The 17,287-nt window shown below is 64.1% G+C and carries 19 protein-coding genes; 15 read left to right on the forward strand and 4 right to left on the reverse strand.

The genetic code is table 11. The features are described from left to right. The gene (gene glmU, locus FHG66_RS06930; protein WP_139076025.1) at window positions 1-1,365 is read right to left on the reverse strand and encodes a bifunctional UDP-N-acetylglucosamine diphosphorylase/glucosamine-1-phosphate N-acetyltransferase GlmU; all 1,365 of its coding nucleotides are present in this window, start codon (window positions 1,363-1,365) and stop codon (window positions 1-3) included. 130 nt (window positions 1,366-1,495) lie between these two features. On the opposite strand from glmU, the gene FHG66_RS06935 reads away from it, so the two are divergent. Further along, window positions 1,496-2,167 carry an HAD-IA family hydrolase gene (locus FHG66_RS06935; protein ID WP_139076026.1) on the forward strand — a complete coding sequence of 224 codons (672 nt, stop codon included), beginning with the start codon at window positions 1,496-1,498 and terminating at the stop codon, window positions 2,165-2,167. A gap of 7 nt (window positions 2,168-2,174) precedes the next feature. Here FHG66_RS06935 and FHG66_RS06940 read toward each other — a convergent pair whose 3' ends face one another. Further along, window positions 2,175-2,630 carry a CreA family protein gene (locus tag FHG66_RS06940; protein WP_139076027.1) on the reverse strand — a complete coding sequence of 152 codons (456 nt, stop codon included), beginning with the start codon at window positions 2,628-2,630 and terminating at the stop codon, window positions 2,175-2,177. A 235-nt stretch (window positions 2,631-2,865) separates the two neighbouring features. Here FHG66_RS06940 and FHG66_RS06945 point away from each other — a divergent pair, with 235 nt between their 5' ends. From FHG66_RS06945 to nuoF, 9 genes are all read left to right on the forward strand, one after another. Next, window positions 2,866-3,273 carry a hypothetical protein gene (locus FHG66_RS06945; protein WP_139076028.1) on the forward strand — a complete coding sequence of 136 codons (408 nt, stop codon included), beginning with the start codon at window positions 2,866-2,868 and terminating at the stop codon, window positions 3,271-3,273. Between the two features lie 325 nt (window positions 3,274-3,598). After that, window positions 3,599-3,967, forward strand: coding sequence for an NADH-quinone oxidoreductase subunit A (locus tag FHG66_RS06950; RefSeq protein ID WP_139076029.1), 369 nt, complete (start codon window positions 3,599-3,601; stop codon window positions 3,965-3,967). 164 nt (window positions 3,968-4,131) lie between these two features. After that, window positions 4,132-4,605 (forward strand): NuoB/complex I 20 kDa subunit family protein, encoded by a 474-nt coding sequence (locus FHG66_RS06955; RefSeq protein ID WP_139076183.1) that lies wholly within the window; start codon window positions 4,132-4,134, stop codon window positions 4,603-4,605. Window positions 4,606-4,618: 13 nt separating this feature from the next. Further along, a complete protein-coding gene (locus tag FHG66_RS06960) occupies window positions 4,619-5,314 on the forward strand; it encodes an NADH-quinone oxidoreductase subunit C (protein WP_139076030.1) in 696 nt (231 codons plus the stop codon). A 27-nt stretch (window positions 5,315-5,341) separates the two neighbouring features. Continuing rightward, the gene (locus FHG66_RS06965; protein ID WP_139076031.1) at window positions 5,342-6,622 is read left to right on the forward strand and encodes an NADH-quinone oxidoreductase subunit D; all 1,281 of its coding nucleotides are present in this window, start codon (window positions 5,342-5,344) and stop codon (window positions 6,620-6,622) included. Window positions 6,623-6,742: 120 nt separating this feature from the next. Beyond that, window positions 6,743-7,048 carry a hypothetical protein gene (locus FHG66_RS06970; protein ID WP_139076032.1) on the forward strand — a complete coding sequence of 102 codons (306 nt, stop codon included), beginning with the start codon at window positions 6,743-6,745 and terminating at the stop codon, window positions 7,046-7,048. Between the two features lie 84 nt (window positions 7,049-7,132). Then, window positions 7,133-8,377 (forward strand): NADH-quinone oxidoreductase subunit NuoE, encoded by a 1,245-nt coding sequence (gene nuoE, locus FHG66_RS06975; RefSeq protein WP_139076033.1) that lies wholly within the window; start codon window positions 7,133-7,135, stop codon window positions 8,375-8,377. Between the two features lie 107 nt (window positions 8,378-8,484). Beyond that, window positions 8,485-8,685, forward strand: coding sequence for a DUF5337 family protein (locus FHG66_RS06980; protein ID WP_139076034.1), 201 nt, complete (start codon window positions 8,485-8,487; stop codon window positions 8,683-8,685). A 4-nt stretch (window positions 8,686-8,689) separates the two neighbouring features. After that, a complete protein-coding gene (gene nuoF / locus FHG66_RS06985) occupies window positions 8,690-9,988 on the forward strand; it encodes an NADH-quinone oxidoreductase subunit NuoF (protein WP_139076035.1) in 1,299 nt (432 codons plus the stop codon). A gap of 546 nt (window positions 9,989-10,534) precedes the next feature. On the opposite strand, the gene FHG66_RS06990 is transcribed toward nuoF, so the two are convergent. Continuing rightward, window positions 10,535-10,768: a hypothetical protein gene (locus tag FHG66_RS06990; RefSeq protein WP_139076036.1), complete on the reverse strand. Its 234-nt coding sequence runs from the start codon at window positions 10,766-10,768 to the stop codon at window positions 10,535-10,537. A gap of 297 nt (window positions 10,769-11,065) precedes the next feature. Beyond that, window positions 11,066-12,334 carry a CAP domain-containing protein gene (locus FHG66_RS06995; protein ID WP_139076037.1) on the reverse strand — a complete coding sequence of 423 codons (1,269 nt, stop codon included), beginning with the start codon at window positions 12,332-12,334 and terminating at the stop codon, window positions 11,066-11,068. Between the two features lie 312 nt (window positions 12,335-12,646). On the opposite strand from FHG66_RS06995, the gene FHG66_RS07000 reads away from it, so the two are divergent. The 5 genes from FHG66_RS07000 to FHG66_RS07020 all read left to right on the forward strand — a co-directional run bounded on the left by FHG66_RS07000 (window position 12,647) and on the right by FHG66_RS07020 (window position 17,287). Beyond that, the gene (locus tag FHG66_RS07000; protein WP_139076038.1) at window positions 12,647-13,051 is read left to right on the forward strand and encodes a DUF5333 domain-containing protein; all 405 of its coding nucleotides are present in this window, start codon (window positions 12,647-12,649) and stop codon (window positions 13,049-13,051) included. A 133-nt stretch (window positions 13,052-13,184) separates the two neighbouring features. After that, a complete protein-coding gene (gene nuoG / locus FHG66_RS07005) occupies window positions 13,185-15,197 on the forward strand; it encodes an NADH-quinone oxidoreductase subunit NuoG (RefSeq protein ID WP_139076039.1) in 2,013 nt (670 codons plus the stop codon). A 149-nt stretch (window positions 15,198-15,346) separates the two neighbouring features. After that, window positions 15,347-16,387 carry an NADH-quinone oxidoreductase subunit NuoH gene (nuoH, locus tag FHG66_RS07010; RefSeq protein ID WP_139076040.1) on the forward strand — a complete coding sequence of 347 codons (1,041 nt, stop codon included), beginning with the start codon at window positions 15,347-15,349 and terminating at the stop codon, window positions 16,385-16,387. 1 nt (window position 16,388) lies between these two features. After that, window positions 16,389-16,886: an NADH-quinone oxidoreductase subunit NuoI gene (nuoI, locus tag FHG66_RS07015; RefSeq protein ID WP_139076041.1), complete on the forward strand. Its 498-nt coding sequence runs from the start codon at window positions 16,389-16,391 to the stop codon at window positions 16,884-16,886. 5 nt (window positions 16,887-16,891) lie between these two features. Next, window positions 16,892-17,287: a carboxymuconolactone decarboxylase family protein gene (locus FHG66_RS07020; protein WP_139076042.1), complete on the forward strand. Its 396-nt coding sequence runs from the start codon at window positions 16,892-16,894 to the stop codon at window positions 17,285-17,287.

A 17,287-nucleotide genomic window follows, 5' to 3' on the forward strand; every position in this document is an offset into this window, starting at 1 on the left:
TCAGGCCCCCGATCTGGCGGCCTTGAGGGCGCGCAATTTCTCGAACAACTTGGTGGCGAAAGCTGGCTTCTCGACCTGTCTGGCACGAGCGAGACCCAGCGAGCCGGGGGCGACATCCTTGGTGATGACCGAGCCCGAGGCCGTCATGGCGCCGTCCCCGATTCGTACGGGGGCAACCAGCATCGTGTCGGACCCGATGAAGGCATCACGCCCGATGATCGTCCGGTGCTTGAACACGCCGTCGTAGTTGCAGGTGATGGTTCCCGCACCGATGTTCGTCCGCTCACCGACATCGGCATCGCCGATGTAGCTCAGATGGTTGACCTTCGCACCTTCGCCGATTTGGGCCGCCTTGATCTCCACGAAGTTGCCGACATGGACGTCTTCGGCCAATTCCGCTCCGGGGCGGAGCCGCGCAAAGGGTCCGACCGTAGCGCCCCTCGAGACGTGGCATCCCTCGAGATGCGAGAAGGCGCGGATGCGGGCTCCGCTCTCGACGGTGACGCCGGGGCCAAAGACGACGTTGGGCTCGATGATCGTGTCGCGGCCCACGAAGGTATCGTAGGCGAAGATCACCGTCTCGGGCGCCTGCATGGAGACGCCGTCCTCCAGCGCCTGCGCGCGGATGCGGGCTTGGAAGGCGCGTTCGGCCGCCATGAGTTCGGCCCTGGAGTTGATGCCGAGCGTCTCGGGCTCCTCGCAGCGCACCACGGTCGTCGTCATCCCCCGACCCGCTGCGATCGCCACGACGTCGGGCAGATAGTACTCTCCGGCAGCGTTGTCGTTCCCCACCTCGCGAAGGAGATCGAACAGGAACGTGCCCTCGGCGCAGACCACGCCAGAGTTGCAGAGCCGGATCGCGCGGGTCGCCGCATCCGCATCCTTCCACTCGACGATCCGCTCCAGCACGTCGCCGTGCGTCACGAGCCGGCCGTAGCGGGCGTCCGAATCGGCAGTCTCGAAGCCAAGGACGACGATGTCGGCCCTGCTTCGCGCTTCCATCATCCGCTCCAGCGTCTCCGGCGTGACAAAGGGCGTGTCGCCATAAAGAACGATAACGTCGCCATCATGCTGGCCCAGCAGGTCGCGGGCCTGGAGAACGGCATGGGCCGTTCCAAGACGCTCGGCTTGATGCACGGTGGACACATCGGGATCGAAGGCGCGGGCGGCCTTCTCGACCTCGGCCGCGCCAACGCCGGTGACTACCACCATCTGTTCCGGCGCCAGGGCTGCAGCCGAACGCATGGCATGGTGAAGCAGCGGCGCGGCTGCCAGTTCGTGCAGAACCTTGGGCCGTTCGGAATTCATCCGCGTGCCTGCACCTGCCGCTAGGATGATGACGCCCAGGCCTCCTGTCCCGCTCATGTCCGCCTCTTCTGCCCGTTCTGGTTGACCGCCCTTCTATGCAACAGGTCGGGCCTTTCCAAGCCTCAGGCCCTGGGCGGGGCTTCACATCCTCCTTCGCTCGGTTACAGCGGCCACAGGAGGTGCCTGCATGACCCAAGGCCCGCGCACCGTGATCTTCGACCTCGACGGAACCCTCGCCGACACGAGCGGGGATCTCCTCGCCGCTGCGAACGGATGTTTCCGCGAACTGGGATTGGGCGACCTGCTGGACGACAGTGATGCCGGAGTAGCCCTTAAAGGGGGAAGAGCCATGCTCGCGCTCGGCCTGTCACGGGCCGGCATCAATGACGAGGCGGAGATCGAGAGGCAGTATCCCCGTTTGTTGCGGCGCTACGCGGATGCGATCTGCCATCACACCCGGCTCTATCCCGGCGCGGTCACCGCTTTGCATCATCTGCGGGCTGCCGGCTATCGGACCGGGATATGCACCAACAAACCCGAGGGCCTGTCCGAGATCTTGCTCGACAAACTGGGGGTGCGGGACCTGTTCGACAGTCTCGTCGGTGCGGATACCCTGCCGGTCCGCAAGCCCGACCCGTTGCCGTTCCATGAAGCGGTGACGCGGGCCGGAGGCATCGGTTCCCGGGCCTGCCTCGTAGGGGACAGCGACACCGATCACCGCACCGCTCGGGCGGCCGGCGTCCCTTCTATCCTTGTGGCGTTTGGACCCTCCGGTGAGGACATGGCCGCGCTGGAGCCCGAAGTGCTGCTCTGCTCGTTCGAGGATCTGCCGGAGGTCGTGGACAACCTGAACCTCTGACCCGGGTTCAGCCTCCGGCGTTCCAGATAGGAACGGTGGAGATCGACATCTTGGCCGAGCCTTCGGTCAGCTCGTTGGCATGAGCAAGGTAGACCAAGACCTGACTCTCCTGATCGAAGATGCGGGTCACCCGTAACGATTTCAGGATGATGGACTGTCTTTCGGAGAAGATCTCCTCGCCCTCTGGGCTGGTGTCGATGTCGCCGATGACGATGGGACCGGTCTGGCGGCAGGCGATGGACGAATTCGACGGATCCTCGAACCAGTTTCCCTGTGACAGGCGGTCCACAAGCGAGCGCTCGAAATAGGCGACGTGACAGGTGACGCCCTGAACACCGGGGTCGGGCAGGGCTTCCACGATGATGTCGTTGCCGACCCAATCCACCCCCACCCGGCCCACCTCCTCGGCGGACAAGGGAAGGGACGCTGCAAGAAGGATCACGGACAAGAGAGCGCGTTTCATGCCCCGGGAACGCAAGGGCCTTCATGCGGTTCCTCTCCTTAAGGAGCGGACAGTGCCCGGTCTGGTGAACCCCGCCGGGCAGGCATGTACCGCTGAGGCAACCATCGGGTCGCTGCATGGCCGCTGAATTCCAAGGCAGTCGCGTGTTTCCGGGTGCCGCTCGTCGCGTTATGGCGAACCGCGCCCCGCCTGTCTCGCGTTCCCGGTACGGACCCGTTCGATCTGGAGTTCGTTCATGCCGTTCACTGACCACGCCAACCGGAGCCTGCTGGCCTCCGTCACTTTCCTGAGTTTGGCGACCTCCTCGCCAGTCTCGGCCAATGAGGACGGCCTGTCGTCCGGCCGGGACATCCTGGCCTGGGGAATCACCACCTCCGCCAGCGTCCAGTTGATCCCTGCGGAAGACCATCCTGCCGATATCCTGTTCGTGAACCGACTCACGCATGGCAACGCGCTCGAAATGGTCTTCGCTCTCGAAATCGACGGCCTCGTCGTCGAGGTCGAGGTCAGCAATGGCATAGGCGAGCAACCCGATCTGCTGTTCGTGACGCCACCGATGGGGTTCGTCGCCATCCCATCGCGCATCGAGGTGCATGAGGGCGAGACCGGCCGGATAGCCATCATGCACGCTCTCCTGAGTTGAGCGCACCAAGTCATGATCCGGCCGGCTGGTTGGTCGGCCTCACATCCGGAGCGGAGTGCATAACGGCGGTATGACTTGAGGTTTGGCTACCGGCGCAGGACGCTCCTGATCCTCCATGCAATCAGGGGTCTCAAGCTGCGGGATTGGTGTTCGCGTTCCTGGTGGAGCCCGGGCTACGCACACCGGATCGGCAATCCGGAGTGCCAAGTTCACGCCGCATGGCCGGGCTCGTCTCAAAGGCGTGATGCCGTTCGGTTGACCGCGCCTTGGGGCAGCGCTAAGCCCCACTGCGGGCGCATGGGTGCCCCAGTGTCCGGAGGCGCGCATGGAAGAGAGCTTTCTGAGGGAATACCTTCCCATCATCATCTTCCTGGGGCTCGCCATCGCCCTGGGGATCATCCTGATCCTGGCCGCCGTAGTCTTGGCGGTTCGCAACCCCGACCCGGAAAAGGTGTCCGCCTACGAATGCGGGTTCAATGCGTTCGACGACGCCCGAATGAAATTCGACGTGAGGTTCTACCTCGTGTCCATCCTGTTCATTATCTTCGACCTCGAAGTCGCCTTTCTCTTTCCCTGGGCCACGGCCTTCGGTGAGCTCAGCATGGCGGCGTTCTGGTCGATGATGATCTTCCTCGCGGTGCTGACCATCGGGTTCGCCTACGAGTGGAAGAAGGGAGCCCTCGAATGGCAGTGAAAGACGACACCAAGGACAAGGCGCAGTTCATCCTCCCCACCGAGGACGAGATGAACCGTGGCAGCCTCGTCCAGGGCGGGCCGCAGACAGGCGGTCTTGAGGTCCAGGGCGTTCAGACCGGGCTTTATACTGCAGGCGCGGACCGGGATGTCACCGTCCGCGAGATGAACAAGGATCTCCAGGACCAGGGCTTCCTCGTCACGTCCACGGCTGACATCATCAACTGGGCGCGGACCGGCTCGCTGCACTGGATGACCTTCGGGCTTGCCTGCTGCGCCGTGGAGATGATGCACACGTCCATGCCGCGCTACGACTTGGAGCGGTTCGGGACTGCGCCGCGGGCTTCGCCACGTCAGTCGGACCTGATCATCGTGGCCGGTACGCTGACCAACAAGATGGCTCCGGCGTTCCGCAAGATATATGACCAGATGCCCGAGCCGCGCTACGTGATCTCCATGGGATCCTGCGCGAACGGCGGCGGCTACTACCACTTCGGCTATTCCGTCGTGCGGGGCTGCGACCGGATCGTGCCCGTGGACGTCTATGTCCCCGGCTGTCCGCCTACGGCCGAGGCGTTGCTTTACGGCATCCTCCAGCTCCAGCGGAAGATCCGCCGGACCGGCACCATCGTCCGCTAAGGGAGTCCTGCACATGGCCGACACCACCGTCGAGACGACCCCCGAGCAGGTGCCCGCGGTTGCCGTCCATCCTTTGGACGCCCTGGGCGCATCGATCGTGGCACGGGGGCAGGGCGCGGTGCTGTCCCACGAGGTGACTAACGGGGAGCTGACGATCCACGTCGACATCCAGCGGATCGTGGAAACGCTGGCGTTCCTGCGCGCCGACTCCTCATGTCAGTTCTCGCTCATCGTCGATATCACAGCCGTCGACTGGCCGGGCCGCGCCAAGCGGTTCGACATGGTCTATCACCTTCTCTCGATGTACCAGAACCGGCGCATCCGTCTGAAGGCTCAGGTGGGCGAGGAAGAGATGGTGCCATCGGCAACGTCCGTGTTCCCTGGAGCCAACTGGTTCGAGCGCGAGGTGTTCGACATGTTCGGCCTCGTGTTCTCGGGCCACCCCGACCTACGGCGGCTGCTCACTGATTACGGCTTCCGTGGCCACCCGCTCCGCAAGGATTTCCCGCTGACCGGGCACAATGAGGTCCGGTACGATGAAGTGCAGAAGCGCGTCATCTATGAGCCGGTCAGGCTGACCCAGGAATGGCGCCAGTTCGACTTCCTGAGTCCATGGGAAGGCGGAGCCTTCGCCCTGCCGGGAGACGAGAAGGCTGACGTCGGCGACCCGCAGAAGGGACTGCCCGCGACCCCCAACAAGAACCGCTGACGCGGGCGACCCAGGAAAGGACGCAAGATGGATGGCGATCTGAAGGGCGATATTCGGCACAATCTGCGCGGAACCGATATCGAACGGGGGGGCGAGGTAGGCGGACGTGGGTTCGAGGACACGCTGACCGGCGAACAGCGCATCCGCAACTTCAACATCAACTTCGGTCCCCAACACCCGGCGGCTCATGGCGTTCTGCGCCTGATCCTCGAACTCGACGGTGAGATCGTGGAACGCTGCGACCCGCATATCGGTCTCCTGCATCGCGGGACCGAGAAGTTCCTGGAGCACAAGACCTACCTTCAGGGCCTGCCTTACTGGGATCGCCTCGACTACTGCTCGCCGATGGCGATGGAGCATGTGTGGTGCCTCGCCATCGAGAAGCTGACCAATGTCGCGGTCCCGAGGCGGGCCTCGCTCATCCGGGTCCTGTACTCCGAAATCACCCGCATTCTGAACCACCTTCTCAACGTCACGACCTGGGCCATGGACGTGGGCGCGCTGACGCCGCCGCTCTGGGGCTTCGAGGAGCGCGAGAAGCTGTTCATGTTCTACGAACGGGCCTCGGGCGCCCGGATGCACGCCGCGTACTTCCGGCCGGGCGGGGTCCATCAGGATCTGCCGCCCCAGCTTCTTGACGATATCGACGCCTGGGCGGATCAATTCCCCCGCGTGCTCGATGACATCGACGAGCTGCTGACCGAGAACCGGATCTTCAAGCAGCGCAACGTCGACATCGCGATCATCACGGAAAAGGACGTGCAGGACTGGGGCCTTTCCGGCCCGATCGCCCGGTCCGCCGGTCTGCCCTGGGACCTGCGCCGGTCGCAGCCCTACGAGTGCTACGATGAGTTCGATTTCCAGATCCCGATCGGCAAGAACGGCGACAATTACGACAGGTACTTGATCCGGATGCAGGAGATGCGGGAGTCGACCCGTATCATCCACCAGGCCATCGCGAAGCTCCGGGTGGAAAAGGGCGACGTTCTTGCGCGTGGGAAGATCACACCACCCAAGCGTGGCGAGATGAAGACCTCGATGGAGGCACTCATCCATCACTTCAAGATGTACACCGAAGGCTTCCACGTTCCGGCCGGCGAAACCTATACCGCCATCGAGGCGCCTAAGGGCGAGTTCGGGGTGTATCTGGTCGCCGACGGGACCAACAAACCTTATCGGGCCAAGATCCGAGCAGCCGACTACGCGCATCTTCAAGCGATGGACCATCTCGTCAAGGGTCACATGCTCGCCGACGTGTCCGCCGTGATCGCCACGCTCGACATCGTTTTCGGGAGCATCGATCGCTGAAGCGGGAAAGACTGCCGACGGACAGGGACAGGCACAGACGCATCATCACGGGCGACGTGCATGGTCAGAGTGCCGAGGGCAGGCCCGTCAGTTTCGGAACAGGGAAGGGAAGTGACCAGCATGATCTTCAGGACCATATGCCTCATGAGCCTGGGCACGCTGGCATTGTCCGCCTGCAGCGAGCCGGCCCCGCGACCGCCGCAGCCCGTGGGCGTCGCTGCGTCCGTTGCCCCGACCGACCGTCTGGTGGCTGCCATCGAGACGGAAGGGTGCACCTTGACCAACGGGAACATCGGGGCTGTCCTGCTCAGGGCGAACCTGACGCAGGCGGAACTGCCGGGGCTGATCACCCAGCTGTCGGGTCAGGGCCGGATCGAAGCGTCGGACGGCAGCTCAATCCGGCTGCTGTCGGACAATTGCATCTGAACTTGATGGGTCCTGGGCCTGTTCCGGGACGAAACTCGCTAGTATACGGCGTCGCAAACACGCCGCTGACCTGATCGGACCCCCATGCTCCGCCGCCTTCATCATGAACAGCCTGCCTCCTTCGCCTTCACGCCCGCGAACCTCGCCTGGGCGCAGGCGCAGATCCAGAAGTACCCGGAAGGGCGGCAGGCCAGTGCCGTCATTCCGCTGCTGTTCCGTGCACAGGAGCAGGAAGGCTGGTTGCCCAAGCCGGCGATCGAGGAAATCGCACGCATGCTGGGTATGGCCTACATCCGTGTCCTAGAGGTCGCGACCTTCTACTTCATGTTCCAGCTGAGCCCCGTGGGCTCCGTGGCTCACATCCAGATCTGTGGCACCACGCCCTGCATGCTGCGGGGCTCCGAGGAACTCCTGGAACTGTGCCAGCGACGCATCAACGCCGAACCGCATCATCCATCGGCTGACGGCAAGCTCTCGTGGGAAGAGGTGGAGTGTCTTGGTGCTTGCGCCAACGCTCCCATGGCGCAGATCGGCAAGGATTATTACGAGGATCTGTCCGCCGAAACCCTGTCCCGGATCATCGACGAACTGTCTGCCGGCCGCGTGCCCCAGCCCGGGTCGCAGATCGGCCGCTATGCCTCCGAGCCGGCGGGAGGGGTGACGTCCCTGGCGCAGTGGGTCGAGGGTCGTAACGCACACAATGCCAGCGTCGATCTGGCGCTCACCATCGGCGATACCGTCAAGCGCATCGACGGGACCGAGGTGCCGCTGCGGGCCCCTTGGCTCAGGACGCCGCAACAGGACGAAGTGCCCGCCATCCCGGTCGAGGACGTGCAGGCCGTGACCCCGCCGGACGGCGAGACCGGAGAGGTGCCCACCCCCGACGATCAGCAGCACACGGCCCGTCCGGCCGGCGTCAGGCAGCCGCTGGCAGATGGCTCTACTGTCGCGCCCGAGCCGAAGGGCGACTCGCTGGGCATGAAGGGCGACCATGGCCAGGCTGGCCCAACGGCGACCGGGGCCGAGATTTCGGAGGCCCGTCTCGTGCCCGAGCAGATGCCACCGACATTGACGGCTCCCGAAGGGGCGGCTGACGATCTGACGCGGATCCAGGGACTCGGAGCGGATCTTGCCGCCAAGCTGAACGATCTCGGGATCTGGCATTATGGACAGATCGCGAGCTGGGGACCGGGCGAGGTCGCTTGGGTCAACTCGCGTCTGGGCGACGATCGTGGAGCCGTGGATCGGCACAACTGGATCGAGCAGGCGCGGTCCCTGGCCAATGAAGGGGGACGGGCGTGGCAGAGCGCCAAAACACCCGCCCCCTGAACGGCCATCAGCGGCTCGTGCCCCGGCGCGATCGTCCGGTAGCCCGGCCTGCTTCGCTGCCGGACCCTCGCGCGCGTGATGCGTCCCGTCCTGTGGCTGATCCGCAAATGACTGCCGCCTACCGTCGGATCGGCTTGCTCCTGGCGGCCGTGGGCGTCCTATGGATCGCGGCGACCTGGGCAGGCCAGGCATTCGGTTGGTCACTGCGGCTGCGGGCTCTTCTTGATCTATTCGCTCTCGCGGGCTTCGGCTTCGCGCTCTATCTGACATGGCAGGTCTGGCGCACAAGCCGGACGCACAAGGGATAAGCCCATGCTTGAGGACAAGGACCGCATCTTTACCAACATCTACGGGATGCACGACCGTTCCCTGGCCGGGGCGCAGGCGCGTGGCCATTGGGATGGCACCAAGGACATCTTGGCCAAAGGCCGGGACTGGATCATCAACGAGATGAAAGCCTCGGGGCTCCGTGGCCGGGGCGGCGCCGGCTTTCCGACCGGGCTCAAATGGTCCTTCATGCCCAAGGAGTCCGATGGGCGTCCGGCTTATCTGGTGGTCAACGCCGACGAGTCGGAGCCTGGAACCTGCAAGGATCGTGAGATCATGCGTCACGACCCGCATACGCTGGTCGAAGGCTGCCTGATCGCATCCTTCGCGATGGGTGCGCATGCGGCCTACATCTATATCCGGGGCGAATACATCCGCGAGAAGGAGTCCCTCCAGCGTGCGGTCGACGAGGCCTACGATGCGGGCCTGATAGGTCGGAATGCGTGTGGCTCGGGCTGGGACTTCGATCTCTACGTCCACCATGGGGCCGGGGCGTACATCTGCGGCGAAGAGACCGCGCTCCTGGAGTCGCTCGAGGGTAAGAAGGGCATGCCGCGCATGAAGCCGCCGTTCCCGGCGGGTGCAGGGCTTTATGGCTGCCCGACCACGGTGAACAACGTCGAATCGATCGCGGTGGCGCCCACCATCCTGCGTCGGGGCGCATCGTGGTTCTCGTCCTTTGGACGGCCGAACAACTCGGGAACCAAGCTTTTCGCGATCTCCGGGCACGTGAACCGGCCCTGCGTCGTCGAGGAGGCCATGTCGATCCCCTTCGTGGAGCTGATCGACAAGCACTGCGGCGGCATCCGGGGCGGCTGGGACAACCTCAAGGCGGTGATTCCCGGCGGGTCGTCGGTGCCCAACATCAAGGCGGACCTGATGAAGGACGCCATCATGGATTTCGACTGGCTGCGCGAGCAAAAGTCGGGCCTTGGTACGGCAGCCGTGATCGTCATGGATCAGAGCACCGACATGATCAAGGCGATCTGGCGGCTGGCCAAGTTCTACAAACACGAATCCTGTGGCCAGTGCACACCGTGCCGGGAGGGGACCGGCTGGATGATGCGGGTCATGGAACGGTTGGTGAAAGGGGAGGCCGAGGTCGAGGAGATCGATATGCTTCTCGATGTCACCAAGCAGGTCGAGGGGCACACGATCTGCGCGCTGGGTGACGCGGCGGCTTGGCCCATCCAAGGTCTCATCCGGAACTTCCGCGACGAGATCGAGGACCGCATCAAGGCCCAGCGAAGCGGCCGGCTGACGACGGCTCTGGCCGCAGAGTAGCCCCGGGGAGCATCGGCAGTTTGGACTTGGCATTGGGGGCGTCGCAGATTTGCGGCGCCCTTAACCATTCAGCCAGTTGCGGCTTCGATGAGGGTGCCTGGCGCCAACCCGGCACTATCCTTCCAGACAGCTTCGAATGGATCAGGAGATCGATATGAGATGTTTGGCCGGAGTCGTCGCGGCGTGCTTAGCGTGGGATGTCGCACTCGCCGCTGATCATATTGAGGGGACGTCCGTTCCGGTTCAGATCAGCACTCAATCGTCCGCTGAACCGGCTGCGTTGGAATGGGTCCGCCATGAGGGTCCTTGGACCGGACGACGCGTCGTCGCGACTGTGAATGGCACTTTGGTTCCGACAATAGAATGGCGCCTGCGGAACGAGGTCCGCGTACGGACGGTCTCTGGTGCAGCGCTTACGGACACACAGCGTCGGGCCGTGACAGACCTCGCCCTGGTATGCCGTCAGGGCGAGGCGAGGGATCCTGTGGCATTAGTTGAGCTAAACGGGACGTTCGTGGTCGAATACGACTGCGCGCGTCTCCAGGCTCAGTAGGAGCCCGGGGGATCGCTGGCCGGAAAGCTTTCGTCAACCGTCTCGTCGACGATGTCCCAGCGTTTCATGGGAAGGGTCATCTCTTCGGGACCAGCATTGCGAACTGGCTGGTAGGGCGATTTGGTGCCGCTAGACCCGGAAAGCCGAGCTGGACGGGGACGCAAGGCATAAGCGGTTCCTGCAAGCCCTACGGCAAGGAGCGCGAGGGCCGGGCGGGTGAAGGTCATGGACGATCTCCGATCTGGATGGGTCGCAGGAGCAACGACCGGTGGCAGGGGATGTTCCCGCTGAGCCGTACCCGCCTGCGGCTCATTGCGCCTTGAGCGACCAGTTGGGGGCGGCCTGACGCGACCGCGGCCAGTTCCAGTTGACTGCTCTGACGAACTGCGGACCCGAATGGCAGGACCCAGCGCCCAGTATCAGCAGATCCTGCCCTTTTGCCCCTCTGAGCGGCTCAGCGCTTTCGCAGGGTCGCTTGCCGCTAAAGCGAGGGAGCCGGCCTTGGCGGGCCGGCTCCTTCTGCTTCAGATCAGTGTCAGCGCATTCTCGAGCGTGGACAGTGTCGTACTCGCCACGAAGATCTGTGATCCATCGTCAAGGGCGATGGTGAAACCGCCCGTCGCCGCCGAGATGTGCGAATCCTCCCATGCGGCCTCGGAGGGAAGGCTGCCCATGAGATCGATGACGATCCTGTCCCCGCTGCCAAGATCGGCGATGCGGTCCTGACCGGTCGTCGAGCCGGAGAGGTCCTTGAAGACGAAGCTGTCGGACCCCGATCCGCCCGTGAAGGAGTCGTTGCCCCACGCCCCCTCCAACCGGTCGTTGCCGGCCGCACCCAGGAGCGTGTCGCTGCCTCCACCCCCGAAGATGTCGTTGGCGCCCTTGTTGCCCTCGAGACGGTTCGCCGAGGTATTGCCGGTCAGATCGATGTTGGCCATGCCAAGCAGGCGACCATCCTTGGCGCCGCTGCCAAGCGTCAAATCGGTCGATGCAGCGATGATGCTCCCGTTGATCAGGTCCAGCTTCACGTTCGTGCCCGTCATCGCCAAGACGGCCTGCTGGGTCGATCCGTTCGAGGTGACAGCGACTGTGGCAGTGCCTGAAAGCCCAGTCGGGATTGCCAATCCATAGCCCCCGGCCGAACCCGTGTTCACAGCATTCCCGGTGTTGCCGAGCCAGTCGAAGGTGACGCTGCCCGTGCCTTCTCCGACGTCGTAGAAGCCGTCACCATCCCGGTCCTGAAAGGCCACTCCCGTCACAAAGGCCCGTGTGCCCGACTTAGCGAAGTTCTCGGTCACCATGGACGAGTTGTAGGTCACACCGTTTCTGGTGAAGCCGCCCAGTTCCTGGCCGACGCCCACCTCTCGGAAGTCGCCCAGGATGTTGACCCTGTGACCGGCGCTCAGGAACAGGCCCTTGTGCTGCTCCAGCGCCATTCCAGTCGCGTCCACGCTGCCGGTTGTCCCGCGCCACGAGATGTTCTCTCCGGCGGACCAGCTCCCGCTGAAGCTGTAGCCTGCAGTGGCCATCCGGTTGCTGGAGCTGCTTCCGTTCGCTCCCGTATGGGAGAAGGTGTCGGTCGCGAGCATCCATTCCGAATGCAGCGCCGATGCTTCGCCAAGGTCGGCGTTCCAGGCCAGCGGGGCCTTGGGAGCCGAGGAGATCGACCCGGAGCTCAGTCCGTCGTTCAGGCCGATGCCATAGCGGGCCGCCTCCGCCGCTGGATCGAGCCGTGCGCGATTCAGGAGCTCGATCACGAGCTGCTCCTGCGCGCTGATCTGCACATTCGCCATTCTGGTCCCTCTGGTCGTGGGCTGATCTCGTCCGAGATTGCCCCTTGTTGTTGCTTTCCTGTCCGTCCCCCGTCGCGGACCCTCGGCCTCCTAGAAAGGTCGCCATAAGGCAGCAAGGCGCTCTTCGATCACGAAGCTGCCGGGCCCACTCGCTGGTCGGCTTCCCGCCGAGCCAAGATCCCTGACTGAGCGAGAGAGCGCCGGTATGGCGCGCAGTGATATAGGATAGCGCCGCGGGTGACCTCATATCCTCCTGTGAAGCGCCCTCATCAGCCAAGAGGCACAAGGGCGACAAACAGGAGTTCCCCTCGCATGACGACGTTCCTTCGCCTCCTCGGAGTGGCTGTGCTTTCGGCCGGGCCTGCCATGGCGCAGGACCGGCCGCCATTGAGCGAGGTCGGGCGGATCACCGAAGGCCTGATCGAGACGGCCATCGCATACGAGATCGGTGAGCGCTGCGAGCCCATCGACGGGCGCCGTCTACAGGGGATCGCATTTCTTCTTTCCCTGAACGCTCATGCGCGGTCGCTGGGCTACTCTCCCCAGGAGATCGAGGCTTACATCGACAACGAGGAAGAGAAGGACAGGCTGGAGGCCATCGCCCGTCAACGTCTGCGCGATATGGGAGCCGTCGAGGGCCAGCCTGACACGTACTGCGCCGTCGGCCGCGAGGAGATCGGCAGGAACAGCCAGATCGGCAAGTTGCTGGCTGATTAGCCAATCCCCATCCCAATCGCGGGAGGAGGGCAAGAAGGACGCTTGTCGCATCTGGCTCTCTCCCCGCCTCCACGCTAGAACGCCGGGCAAACCGGGGCCTCGTTCGCGCCCCCGAGCCGAAAGGGATGCCCGCATGTCCGACCTGAAGCCCATCATGATCGACGGCACGGTCTACGACGTCCCTGCCGCCATGACGATCCTGCAAGCCTGCGATCTGGCCGGAATCGAGGTGCCTCGGTTCTGCTACCACGAGCGGCTGTCGATTGCGGGCAACTGCCGGATGTGCCTTGTGGAAGTGGTGGGCGGCCCGCCCAAGCCCACCGCCTCTTGCGCCCAGCAGGTCAAGGATCTCCGCCCCGGCAAGAACGGCGAGCCGCCAGAGGTTCGGACCAACTCCCCGATGGTGCGGAAGGCGCGTCAGGGGGTGATGGAGTTCCTCCTCATCAACCATCCGCTAGATTGCCCGATCTGCGATCAGGGCGGCGAATGCGACCTGCAGGATCAGGCGCTGGCCTATGGCCTGTCATTCTCCCGCTACCGGGAGCCCAAGCGCGCGACCGAGGATCTTGAGCTCGGCCCCTTGGTCGAGACGCATATGAACCGCTGCATCTCCTGCACGCGCTGCGTCCGCTTCACCACGGAGATCGCCGGCGTCACCGAGATGGGCCAGACCGGTCGCGGCGAGGACAGCGAGATCACGTCTTACCTGAACCAGACGCTGAGCTCGAACCTTCAAGGCAACATCATCGACCTTTGCCCGGTCGGCGCTCTCGTCTCCAAGCCCTACGCCTACAAGGGCCGCCCTTGGGAACTGGTCAAGACCGACTCGGTGGATGTTATGGACGCCCTTGGCTCCAGCATCCGGATCGACTCCAAGGGCCGTGAGGTCATGCGTATCCTGCCGCGCAACCACGACGGCGTGAACGAGGAATGGTTGAGCGACAAGGCCCGTTTCGTGTGGGACGGGCTCCGCCGTCAGCGCCTCGATACGCCTTACATCCGTGAAAACGGCAAGCTGCGGAAGGCGAGCTGGGGTGAGGCGGTCGCGGTCGCGGCCAATGCGATGAAGGGCCGCCGCGTGGCTGGTCTCGTGGGCGATCTCGCCTCTCTCGAAGCGGCCTTCGCGCTCAAGGACCTGATGGCCCGCGTCGGCGGGGTTGTGGAGTGCCGGGTGGACGGGGCCAAGCTGCCGACCACCGAACCGCGCGGGGGCTATGCCGGAAACGCCCGGATCGAGGATCTGGCAACGGCCAAGCGGATCGTCATCATCGGGTCCAACCCACGCAGCGAAGCTCCGGTGCTCAACGCCCGCATCCGGGGGGCTTGGCTCAAGGGGGCCGAGGTCACGGTCATCGGTGAGGCTGCCGACCTGACCTACGACTACGATCACGCCGGTCCTGATCGGGCCGCACTCGATGCATTCCGGCAGAAGGCCGAGCCGGCTGAGAACGCCCTGGTAATAGTCGGGCAGGGCGCCCTGCGCGAAGCCGATGGCGAAGCCGTTCTGAGCCACGTCCTCGGGATCGTCGAGGCGATGGGCGCGAAGCTCCTGATCCTCCACAGCGCCGCATCGCGCGTGGGAGCTATGGATGTCGGCTGCACCACGGAGGGCGGCTTGCAAGCCGCCGTCGAGGGAGCAGAGGTGATCTGGAACCTCGGCGCCGACGAGATCGAGATCGCTCCGGGCCCTTTCGTGATTTACCAAGGAAGCCATGGCGATCGCGGAGCGCATCGGGCCGACCTGATCCTGCCCTCCGCCGCCTACACCGAAGAGAATGGGATCTTCGTCAACACCGAAGGTCGTCCGCAACTTGCGCTGCGCGCTGGGTTCGCCCCGGGCGAGGCCAAGGAGAACTGGGCCATCCTTCGCGCCGTCTCCGGGGCCGTGGGGGCGCCGCAGCCCTGGGACAGCTTGGCGCAACTACGCCAAGCCCTGGTGTCCGCGCATCCGCACTTGGCCGAGATCGACTCGGTGCCGGTTAATCGGCTGCCTCACATTCCCCCACGCCGGATGGGCGACGCCACCTTCCGCAACGTCGTGATCGATCACTATCTCACAAACCCGATCGCACGTGCGAGCAAGGTCATGGCCGATCTGGCTTCGCTCGAGGCGGGGCGGAACCAGCGGCGTCTGGCGGCGGAGTGAGACGCCGCCGCCCGGGCGTGTGCAACTCTGAACACGGAACGGCTGAATCGGCTGGAAACCGGCGGGGACTTGCTGTTTACAGCACCTCGCCGGAGCAGGCCGTGAACGGCCCTGGCCTCCACTGCGGATCGACGGTCTAGAGGAACGCGATGGCTGACTTCTTCTCGAACAACTGGCTCGGCATCGTGCTCCTCACTCTTGGGCAGTGCCTGCTGATCCTCGTGCCGCTGCTGGTGGCGCTGGCGTTCCTGCTCTATGCGGATCGCAAGATCTGGGCTGCGGTCCAGCTCAGGCGCGGGCCCAACGTCGTGGGCCCCTTCGGCATATTCCAGAGCTTCGCCGACTTCCTGAAGTATATCGTCAAGGAGGTTGTGATCCCCGCAGGCGCGGACAAGGCCGTTTTCCTGATCGCGCCGCTCATCTCCTTCGTGGTGGCCGTTGTCGCTTGGGCGGTGATCCCGTTCAACGACACCTGGGTACTCGCCGACCTGAACGTCGCGATCCTGTACGTGCTCGCGATCTCTTCGCTGGGCGTGTACGGCATCATTATGGGTGGATGGGCGTCGAACTCCAAGTACCCGTTTTTGGGCTCCCTCCGCTCGGCCGCGCAGATGATCTCCTATGAGGTCAGCCTTGGCCTCATCATCATTGGCGTCATCATCTCGACCGGTTCTATGAATTTCGGCGATATCGTCCGGGCGCAGGACGGAAACTGGGGCATCTTCAACTGGTACTGGGTGATCCACTTCCCGATGGTGTTCCTGTTCTTCATCTCGGCCCTAGCCGAGACGAACAGGCCCCCTTTCGACCTGCCCGAGGCCGAATCCGAGCTCGTGGCGGGCTATCAGGTCGAGTACTCCTCGACCCCGTTTCTCCTTTTCATGATCGGGGAATACATGGCGGCGGTGCTTATGTGCACGCTGACGTCGCTCTTGTTCTTCGGTGGCTGGCTTTCGCCCGTGCCGTTCCTGCCCGACGGGGTGCTCTGGCTCGTGCTCAAGATCCTGTTCTTCTTCTTCATCTTCTCGATGGTGAAGGCGATCACGCCTCGCTATCGCTACGACCAACTGATGCGCCTGGGCTGGAAGGTGTTCCTGCCGTTCTCGCTCGTCTGGGTGGTGCTGGTCGCGTTCCTGGCGAAATTCGAAGTTCTTGGCGGTGCCTGGGCCCGCTGGACCTGGGGAGTCTGACATGACGCAGCATTTCGACTATGGCCGCGCCGCGAAATACTGGCTGCTCCAGGACTTCGTTAAGGGGCTGGCTCTTGGGATGAAGTACCTCTTCAAACCCAAGACGACTCTGAACTATCCGCACGAGCGATCCCCCCTTTCGCCCCGCTTCCGCGGTGAGCACGCGCTGCGGCGCTATCCCAACGGCGAGGAACGCTGCATCGCCTGCAAGCTCTGCGAGGCGGTTTGCCCGGCGAACTGCATCGTGATCGACGCGGAACCGCGAGAGGACGGCTCTCGCCGGACCACGCGGTACGACATCGACATGACCAAGTGCATCTACTGCGGCTTCTGTCAGGAAGCCTGCCCCGTGGACGCGATCGTGGAAACGCCGAACCTCGAATTCTCGACCGAGACGCGAGAAGAGCTGTTCTACGACAAGCAGAAGCTGCTCGACAACGGCGAGCGCTGGGAGGTTGTGATCGCCCGCAACCTCGAACTCGACGCACCCTACCGGTGAGCGGCATGACCGATCAGAACCCCTTCGCATCGATGATGAAGATGGGCCAGGACTGGGCTCGCACCCTCAACCCAGCGCTCGAGAGCTTTACGCCCAAGGGCTTCGAGGCTCTCCTCCCCACGATGCCCAAGAATGTCCTTGAGATGTTCATGGGCAAGACGCTCAATCCCGACGGACTCGATGCCAAGACCCGTCTCCTCATCACCCTCGCGGGCCTGACCATCCAGGGTGCCCAGGCCGAGCCGCAGGTGCGCCTGACCGTTCGCCACGCGCGCGAGGCTGGAGCCAGCAAGCAGGAGATCGCCGAGACGATCGCGGTTGCTGGCCTGTTCGGTGGGGTGCCCGCGATGTCGAAGGCGATGGAACTCGCCACCGAGGCGATGAAGGAGGACAAGACCTGA

The organism is Rubellimicrobium rubrum, assembly GCF_006152115.1.
Classification (GTDB): Bacteria; Pseudomonadota; Alphaproteobacteria; order Rhodobacterales; family Rhodobacteraceae; genus Rubellimicrobium; species Rubellimicrobium rubrum.

Bases quoted from the DNA above. Each gene is read 5' to 3' on its own strand.
- nuoI (WP_139076041.1), top strand. From the start codon at position 16,389: ATGACGCAGCATTTCGACTATGGCCGCGCCGCGAAATACTGGCTGCTC.
- FHG66_RS06935 (WP_139076026.1), top strand. From the start codon at position 1,496: ATGACCCAAGGCCCGCGCACCGTGATCTTCGACCTCGACGGAACCCTC.
- FHG66_RS06955 (WP_139076183.1), top strand. From the start codon at position 4,132: ATGAACAAGGATCTCCAGGACCAGGGCTTCCTCGTCACGTCCACGGCT.
- FHG66_RS06960 (WP_139076030.1), top strand. From the start codon at position 4,619: ATGGCCGACACCACCGTCGAGACGACCCCCGAGCAGGTGCCCGCGGTT.
- FHG66_RS06950 (WP_139076029.1), top strand. From the start codon at position 3,599: ATGGAAGAGAGCTTTCTGAGGGAATACCTTCCCATCATCATCTTCCTG.
- FHG66_RS06945 (WP_139076028.1), top strand. From the start codon at position 2,866: ATGCCGTTCACTGACCACGCCAACCGGAGCCTGCTGGCCTCCGTCACT.
- FHG66_RS07000 (WP_139076038.1), top strand. From the start codon at position 12,647: ATGACGACGTTCCTTCGCCTCCTCGGAGTGGCTGTGCTTTCGGCCGGG.
- FHG66_RS06995 (WP_139076037.1), bottom strand. From the start codon at position 12,334: ATGGCGAATGTGCAGATCAGCGCGCAGGAGCAGCTCGTGATCGAGCTC.
- FHG66_RS06980 (WP_139076034.1), top strand. From the start codon at position 8,485: ATGACTGCCGCCTACCGTCGGATCGGCTTGCTCCTGGCGGCCGTGGGC.
- FHG66_RS06990 (WP_139076036.1), bottom strand. From the start codon at position 10,768: ATGACCTTCACCCGCCCGGCCCTCGCGCTCCTTGCCGTAGGGCTTGCA.
- FHG66_RS06970 (WP_139076032.1), top strand. From the start codon at position 6,743: ATGATCTTCAGGACCATATGCCTCATGAGCCTGGGCACGCTGGCATTG.
- nuoG (WP_139076039.1), top strand. From the start codon at position 13,185: ATGTCCGACCTGAAGCCCATCATGATCGACGGCACGGTCTACGACGTC.
- FHG66_RS06940 (WP_139076027.1), bottom strand. From the start codon at position 2,630: ATGAAACGCGCTCTCTTGTCCGTGATCCTTCTTGCAGCGTCCCTTCCC.
- nuoF (WP_139076035.1), top strand. From the start codon at position 8,690: ATGCTTGAGGACAAGGACCGCATCTTTACCAACATCTACGGGATGCAC.
- FHG66_RS06965 (WP_139076031.1), top strand. From the start codon at position 5,342: ATGGATGGCGATCTGAAGGGCGATATTCGGCACAATCTGCGCGGAACC.
- glmU (WP_139076025.1), bottom strand. From the start codon at position 1,365: ATGAGCGGGACAGGAGGCCTGGGCGTCATCATCCTAGCGGCAGGTGCA.
- nuoH (WP_139076040.1), top strand. From the start codon at position 15,347: ATGGCTGACTTCTTCTCGAACAACTGGCTCGGCATCGTGCTCCTCACT.
- nuoE (WP_139076033.1), top strand. From the start codon at position 7,133: ATGCTCCGCCGCCTTCATCATGAACAGCCTGCCTCCTTCGCCTTCACG.
- FHG66_RS07020 (WP_139076042.1), top strand. From the start codon at position 16,892: ATGACCGATCAGAACCCCTTCGCATCGATGATGAAGATGGGCCAGGAC.